7 protein-coding genes are annotated in these 8,122 nt (G+C 39.9%); all 7 read left to right on the top strand.

The genetic code is table 11. The features are described from left to right. Nucleotides 1-192: 192 nt before the first annotated feature. On the top strand, nucleotides 193-522 hold the full coding sequence (locus tag C8P65_RS06535; protein WP_107782115.1) for a hypothetical protein: 330 nt from the start codon (nucleotides 193-195) through the stop codon (nucleotides 520-522). A 127-nt stretch (nucleotides 523-649) separates the two neighbouring features. Beyond that, nucleotides 650-2,071, top strand: coding sequence for an L-serine ammonia-lyase (locus C8P65_RS06530; RefSeq protein ID WP_107782114.1), 1,422 nt, complete (start codon nucleotides 650-652; stop codon nucleotides 2,069-2,071). 43 nt (nucleotides 2,072-2,114) lie between these two features. Further along, nucleotides 2,115-2,933, top strand: a complete 819-nt coding sequence (folP, locus tag C8P65_RS06525; RefSeq protein ID WP_107782113.1) for a dihydropteroate synthase — start codon at nucleotides 2,115-2,117, stop codon at nucleotides 2,931-2,933. Beyond that, on the top strand, nucleotides 2,930-3,706 hold the full coding sequence (cdaA, locus tag C8P65_RS06520) for a diadenylate cyclase CdaA (protein ID WP_009388915.1): 777 nt from the start codon (nucleotides 2,930-2,932) through the stop codon (nucleotides 3,704-3,706). Before folP ends, cdaA begins: the two co-directional genes overlap by 4 nt. Before the next feature lie 19 nt (nucleotides 3,707-3,725). Continuing rightward, nucleotides 3,726-4,865 carry an AAA family ATPase gene (locus tag C8P65_RS06515; protein ID WP_107782112.1) on the top strand — a complete coding sequence of 380 codons (1,140 nt, stop codon included), beginning with the start codon at nucleotides 3,726-3,728 and terminating at the stop codon, nucleotides 4,863-4,865. Further along, a complete protein-coding gene (locus tag C8P65_RS06510; RefSeq protein WP_107782111.1) occupies nucleotides 4,862-5,950 on the top strand; it encodes a CapA family protein in 1,089 nt (362 codons plus the stop codon). Before C8P65_RS06515 ends, C8P65_RS06510 begins: the two co-directional genes overlap by 4 nt. Nucleotides 5,951-6,036: 86 nt before the next feature. Beyond that, the gene (locus C8P65_RS06505) at nucleotides 6,037-8,121 is read left to right on the top strand and encodes an alpha-L-fucosidase (RefSeq protein WP_107782110.1); all 2,085 of its coding nucleotides are present in this window, start codon (nucleotides 6,037-6,039) and stop codon (nucleotides 8,119-8,121) included. The last annotated feature ends 1 nt before the right edge of the window (nucleotide 8,122 follow it).

Here is an 8,122-nt window from a genome sequence, read left to right as displayed (position 1 = left end):
TACTTAAGCCTTTTTTCTCTATTTCTTCTATGACAGCTCTCTTAAAGCAATCACTGTACCGAACTATCTCTGCTCGCCCTTTTGTCATATTTTTTTCCTATTTTAGTGTAAACCTATTTTAGGATATGACAAATTTTCCCTATATATTTATATCGCCCAAAAGGTAAAAAAGAATTAGAAGTTATAAGATAAATGAAAGGCACTTACTATAAAACTCCCATAGACTTCAAGGGACTGATAGAGAAGCGCGACCTTGCCAAGACCACCTTAGAGACCTCCATTGACCAGCAACTCTTCCTACTGGCTACCACAGCTTGGGGAGAGTGTAAGTTTGATGAAGGCTTTGGCACGGGCTTTTGGGAAGCAGATGTAGCTCGCTTTGATGAAAGGAATGCTTCAGAGCACCTGCAACATCTCTTAAGCCTTATCAGGGAGGAAACAGCTGCCTTTTCAGCTATTGGAAATGAATATGCTATAGAAGAAGAACTCAAACAAATAGGACAAAACTTAGCTTTTATCTAATAAAAGACAATCGCAATACTTAATAAAAATAAGTATTGCGATTTCTGCTGTAATAAACCGGATAACAAATTTGCTAATTCATAATTGTTTTGTACCTTTGCACGATTGATTTTTTTGACCATAGAAAATGGAACAGATAAGCGTTTTTGATATGCTAAAAATAGGTGTAGGCCCCTCGAGCTCGCATACCTTAGGGCCGTGGCGAGCGGCTGAAGCCTTCGTAAAAGAACTAAGAGAAAAAAACTACTTGCTCAATACTAAGAAGTTATCAGTAGACCTCTATGGGTCGCTTTCGCTTACAGGTAAAGGACACGCTACTGACCTCGCTGTGATGTTAGGGCTTAGCGGTGCCGACCCCGAGTATGTGCCTATAGAAAGTTTAGACGTTATCATTACGGCTATTACTAATAACCAAGAACTGTATTTGGGCAATGAGCTTATTGTAAAATTTAATCCTAAAGAGGATATAGTATTCAATAGAAATTTTCTGCCTTTTCACGCTAATGGGCTTACTTTTACGGCTTCGGGTGATGATTTTAGCTATCAATCGACTTTTTACTCGGTAGGAGGAGGCTTTATTGTTAAAGAAAATGCTTGTGAAGAGGAGCAAACCAATAAAAAGAATGTTCCTTTCCCTTTCCCTATAGATAAAGCAGAGGAATTGTTGCATTATTGCGGTTCAGAGGGTAAGAAAATATCGGAAATAGTATATGAAAATGAAAAAGCACTCCGCACTGAAGAGGAGATAGACCACGAACTATTGCGCATCTGGAATACGATGTTAGAATGTACCTACATAGGTTGCCATACTGAGGGGGTATTGCCAGGGGGATTGCACGTGCGTCGCCGCGCTTATGACATTCACAAAAACCTGATAGGGGTGGTGACTTACGACAGTCCGAAGAGTTGGATAAACTCCATTAAAAAAACGGATATTAAGTTTAGAGAAATACTGAAGTGGGTGAGTTGTTTTTCATTGGCAGTAAATGAGGTAAATGCGTCGTTAGGGCGGGTGGTAACAGCTCCGACCAATGGTAGTGCGGGGGTAATACCTGCAGTGTTATTGTACTACATCACTATTGAAAATCAGCAGGCTACAGAAGATGCTATCAAGCAGTTCTTATTAGTAGCGGGCGAGATAGGCAGTCTTTTCAAAAAAGGAGCTACCATTTCAGCAGCTATGGGAGGCTGTCAGGCAGAGATAGGCGTATCATCGGCTATGGCAGCAGGGGCTCTATGCGAGCTATTAGGCGGTACCCCAGAACAAGTGTTGATAGCTGCCGAGATAGCGATGGAGCACCATTTGGGACTGACCTGCGACCCTATAGGCGGCTTAGTACAGATACCCTGCATAGAGCGCAATGCTATGGGGGCTATAAAGGCTATTAACGCTGCCGAATTGGCGATGACAACTGACCCTAAAAACGCTAAAGTGCCTTTAGACAAGGTAATTAACACGATGTGGCAGACGGCTAAGGATATGAATTCTAAATACAAAGAAACTTCGGAAGGAGGCTTGGCCGTAGCGGTAAATATTGCGGATTGCTAGGCGAAAGACGAGAGACGAAAACATTAACTTTAACTAATAGAATATGACGATTAATTGCAAAGGTGAATTAGTGTCGCTTGCTTATCCACGTGTGATGGGTATTCTCAATCACACGCCCGATTCGTTTTTTGAGGGGAGCAGGGTAACTGAAAAGACGTTGCTAAATAGGGCAGAGGAGATGCTTATTCAGGGGGCTGACTTTATAGATGTTGGAGGGTATAGTACGCGCCCTAATGCAGCTGAGGTATCAGAAGAAGAAGAGTTAGCGCGTGTGATACCTGTAGTGCGTCAGCTAATAAAAGCTTTCCCTAATATACTGATTTCGGTAGATACTTTCCGAAGCGAGGTAGCTCGTCAGTCCGTTGCTGAAGGCGCAGCCATTATCAACGATATATCGGCAGGTGGATTAGACCCTCAGATGCTGAAAGTGGTAGCTGAAGCGCAAGTGCCCTATATAGCGATGCATATGAGAGGTACGCCCCAGACAATGCAACAGCACACGGATTACAATTATATCATTACCGATGTACTTTATTATTTTTCGGAGCGCAAGACTGCTATGATGGAAATGGGCATCAACGATGTGATAATAGATGTGGGGTTTGGTTTCTCGAAAACCTTAGATCAGAATTACGAAATTTTGAAGCATTTAGAGCGTTTTCAGATACTTAAAGCCCCTCTGTTAGTAGGGCTTTCGCGCAAATCGATGTTGTACAAACTACTTGATACTGACCCTGCTGGAGCCTTAAATGCTACCACTATAGCCAATACGATAGCCTTACTAAAAGGGGCGCACATCATACGCGTACACGATGTGAAAGAAGCCAAAGAGTGCGTGAAAATTATCAGTAAGATACGATGAAACTATTTGATATTTTAGACTTTACTATTGCCGATGCGATAGATATACTGCTGTTTGCGGCTTTTCTGTACTATGTATACCGACTTATCAGAGGTACGGTAGCTATCAATATTTTTATGGGTATCGTGATGATTTACCTATTATGGAAAATCACCGAAGCCTTGCAGATGCAATTGCTTAGCAGTATATTAGGGCAGTTTATAGGGGTGGGGGTATTTGCGCTGATAGTGGTATTTCAGCAGGAAATCCGCCGCTTTTTGCTCACTATAGGGTCTACTAATATCACGGCACGCAATAAGCTGCACCGCATATTTCACTTTTTTAAGCAGAAAGAGAGTCTGCTAAATGTAGAAGGTTTAGTAAGCGTATGCCATAAACTCGGCACAACCCATACAGGGGCATTGATAGTGATAGAGCGCAGTGTGCCTTTAGACTTTGTGATAGCTACAGGCGACAAGATGAACTTAGAGCTATCGGGGCCTATTATTGAGAGCATTTTTTATAAAAACAGTCCGCTGCACGATGGGGCTATCGTTATAAGGGGCAATACTATTGTGGCTACACGGGTTATTCTGCCCGTAGCAGCTGAAGATACGTTGCCCAAACACTACGGCTTGCGCCACCGTGCCGCAGTATCTATCACCGAAAAAACCGATGCTACTGCCTTGGTAGTATCAGAAGAAACGGGACATATATCGTACTTTAAGAATGGCAATTTTGTAAGATTTGCCAACGAAGAGGAACTTATAAAAATGATACAAGAAGACAATTAACTCTATTTTTTAATTTACTATGAAGATAAAAGAATCAAAATATTATCACCCTGTGAATGTGCTACAGGTAGATAGCGATGACCATATAGAGCTGTATGACAAGTACAAACTGCTTACTTTTACGAATCCTTATCGCGGACTATTAGACGACCTGATGGCACGTATTTACTTTGGAGGTGATGACCTTGTGATACATAGAGATAAACTAAAACACTTTGTAAAATGTACTGATTATTACACTTTTGAATACGCTTCTAAGCAAAATGAGCTTTACGAATCGGAGGAGTGTTATTTTCACCCTACTTTAGAGGTTTTTCTGTTGATAGACAAGAATTTATCGAATGAGTACGACAGTCAGATTTTTGAAGATGGGCTTTATAAAGTCAGTTCGGTGTATTACGAAAATACTAATCCTAAGACAAAAGAAAACCTCAATAAACTATTTGAGGATTATATAGAAAAATACGTTTCAAAAGAATCAAAAGTATCTATATTGTTGAAAACATCGCGGGGTATAGACATTAAAACGCATACTATTAAGCCTTATCGCATTGATTTTGAGACAATGTATAATGATGACTTTGCAGAGGTACATCACCACGTAAAGAATGCTCTTACGAATGAAGATAAGGGGGTGGTACTCTTTCACGGTATTGCAGGTTCGGGCAAAACCAATTACATCAAATGGCTTACGAGTCAGATACCCAATAAGAAATTTATTTTTGTACCTACCTCGATGATAGCCTCACTTACTGACCCTGCTTTTATAGGCTTGCTTATTGAGAACAAAAATTCGGTATTAGTGCTTGAAGATTGTGAGAACTACATAGCTGAGCGTACCTCCTTTAATAGCAATACCGATGTGGTATCGTCTATACTTAATATAGCTGATGGAATGCTTTCGGATGTGCTTGAATGTCAGCTTATTTGTACTTTTAACTCAGATATATCAAAAATAGATGCTGCCCTACTCAGAAAGGGTAGGCTTATAGCAGAATATAAGTTTAAAGAGCTGACCGTAGAGAAATGCAATAAGTATTTGCAATCAACAGACAGAGATTTAGTAGTAGAAAGGCCTTATTCGTTAGCTGAATTGACCAATATAGACTCTAAAGAACTAAAAGCAGATAACAAACAATCTAAAATAGGCTTCAAATGATACGATTACTACTTATAATACTTGTTTTTCCTGCTTTTTTGACAGCACAAGAAGCCGGCAATCGACTTTCTTTGCTCTTTATGGGCGATGTGATGGGGCACGGGCCTCAGGTAGAGGGGGCTTATGATGCTAAGACTAAGCAATACGATTATGAACCTGTATTTGCCAAAATAAAGCACAAATTTGCAGAAGCAGACTTTGCGATAGCTAATTTAGAGGTTACTTTGGGAGGCAAGCCCTATAAGGGGTATCCGCAGTTTTCATCGCCTGATGCCTTGGCGGTAGCTTGCCAAAATAGCGGAATAGATGTGCTGGTGACGGCCAACAATCACACCTGCGATAGAGGCAAAAAAGGAATTATCAGAACCTTAGATGTGCTCGACTCGCTCAAAATAGCTCATACAGGCACCTTTAGAGATAAAGCGGAGTTTGATAAGCATAACCTGTTGGTGCTCTCTAAAAATGGCATCACAGTAGGAATACTAAACTACACTTACGGCACTAACGGCTTGCCTGTACCAGAACCTACCATAGTAAATCGCATCAACCTACCCCAAATGAAAGAAGATATAGAGCAAGCTAAAAAGAGAGCTTTAGATAAGTTGATTGTCGTAATTCATTGGGGGATAGAATACCAACAGCACCAAAATACTCAGCAAGAGGCTGTGGCAAAATTTTTGTTTGACAATGGGGTAGATATTATTATAGGTGGACACCCCCACGTACTACAGCCAATGTACTACACTGCCCAAACAGGGCTTCATAAAGAGCAATTTGTAGTTTATTCGTTAGGCAATTTTGTATCGAATCAGCGCAAAAGTCCTTCAGATGGAGGGGCAATGGTATCGCTTACCTTATTAAAAGATGCTCATACTACCAGAATAGTAAAAAAAGGTTATCATTTAGTATGGGTAAATAGGACAAAAAAAACTAATGGTAAGTATCTTTTTGAGATACTACCTTGCAAAGAATATGAAGAAGATAATTTTAAAGACCTTACCGAGAGTGCTAAGGATAGTATGAATATTTTTATTAATAATTCGCGCAAACTTTTCAAAGGAAATATTTTGGTAGAAGAAAAATAAAAATAATTTGTAAGATTGCAAATAAAATACTACTTTTGTCGCTCTTATAAACCATCTCTTAATTAAGAAGTTTAATAACCATAAATATGAAGAAATTTATACTATTAGCCTCTGCGCTAAGTTTGTTTGCCTGCAAAACTACACAAAAAGTTTCTACCCCTCAGGCAGTAAATCCTATTCCTACCGCTCGCCAATTAGCGTGGCAAGATTTGGAATACTACGCTTTTATTCACTTCAATATGAATACCTTTACTGATATGGAGTGGGGTACAGGGGGTGAAGACCCAGCCCTATTTAACCCTACTGAATTAGATGTAAATCAATGGGTGAAAGTGATAAAAGAAGCCGGAATGAAAGGGGTTATCATAACTGCTAAGCACCACGATGGGTTCTGTTTGTGGCCTTCAAAATATACAGAACATTCGGTGAAAAACTCTCCTTGGAAAAATGGAAAAGGCGATCTTGTGAAAGATTTATCGGAGGCGTGCCGTAAGGTAGGGCTAAAATTTGGAGTCTATTTATCGCCTTGGGATAGAAATCACGCAGAGTATGCTCGTCCGGCATATGTTAATTACTTTCATAACCAGCTGAGAGAGTTGCTTACTAACTATGGCGAAATATACGAAGTGTGGTTTGATGGTGCTAATGGAGGTACTGGCTACTACGGAGGTGCTAACGAAAACAGAAAAATAGATGCTAATACCTATTACCAATGGGATAAAACATATGCTATAGTGCGCGAACTACAGCCTCAAGCTACTATTTTTGGCGATGAAGGTCCAGATATACGTTGGATAGGCAATGAAAAGGGTTATGGTACCACTACTAACTGGAATCCATTTACCTCTAATCCTGCTTTAGAAGGAGCTCCTCGTTTTAAACACTTAGGTGAAGGTGATGAGAATGGTGTGAATTGGATACCTGCTGAGGCAGATGTATCTATCAGACCAGGTTGGTACTACCACGCACGCGAAGACCATCAAGTACGTCCGCTCGAGAAAATGGTAGATATTTACTACGCTTCAGTAGGAAGAGGATATAACTTTTTGCTTAACTTACCAGTAGACAGACGCGGACTCGTACACGAGAATGATATCAAGAGATTGATGGAACTCAAAAAAGTGATAGAAGCAGACTTTGCTGATAACTTAGTAGGTCAAGCTACTGTAAAAGCTAGTAATGAACGCAAGTCTTTTAGTGCAGCAAACGCTATTGACAGTAATAAAAATACTTATTGGGCTACAGAAGATGGGGTAACCAATGCTTCACTAGAATTCACTTTTAGCAAGCCTACTACTTTCAATAGATTTTTAGCACAAGAATATATAGCTTTAGGACAACGTGTTAAGAATTTTAAGATAGAATACGAAAAAGACGGACAGTGGCAGCCTATAGATGCACAAACTACTATTGGTTATAAACGCATCTTGCGTTTTGATCCAGTGACTGCTACTAAATTTCGCTTTACTATATTAGACGCTAAAGCAGCTCCTCTTATTAGTAATATAGGGATTTATAATGCTCCTCAGTTGTTAGTTACACCTATGGTAACGCGTACTAAGGAAGGCTACATTAATATGAAAGCTGCTGATAAAGCAACTGAGATTTACTATACTCTTGATGGTTCGACTCCTACTGAAAAATCAATGCGTTATGGCTCTCCTTTCGCGCTTGCTAAACCTACTACCCTTAAAGTAGTTGCCTTCGACCGCAGTAGAAACCAATACAGCGAAGTAGCTTCTCACTCTATAGAGGTAGCTAAAGGTCTATGGAAAGTAATAGCTACCAGTGCTAAAGAGGTAAAAAATACTGACAGAATAATAGACGAAAGCACCACTACTTGGGGTTATCAGAAGAAAGAAAACGCTACTCCTGCTATTACTATAGATTTGGGTGAAACCTTGTCGTTGAGTGGCTTTACTTACCTGCCATCACAAGATAGATGGGCTGAGGGGACTATCAGTCATTATGTGTTTGAAGTGAGTACTGATAACGTGCATTGGAAGAAAGTATCAGAAGGTGAGTTTGGCAATATAAAGAATAACCCTATAGAGCAGCGTATTGTATTTTCTTCTAAAGAAAAAGCACGCTATATTAGGTTAATAGCTACTAAAACTGTAGATAATTCGAGCATTGTATCTTACGGAGAAATTGGTGTTATAACGCAGTAAA

This window comes from Capnocytophaga leadbetteri, assembly GCF_003054025.1.
Classification (GTDB): Bacteria; Bacteroidota; Bacteroidia; order Flavobacteriales; family Flavobacteriaceae; genus Capnocytophaga; species Capnocytophaga leadbetteri.
Note: the sequence above shows the minus strand (reverse complement) of the source record. Positions and strands in the feature narration are given on the sequence as shown.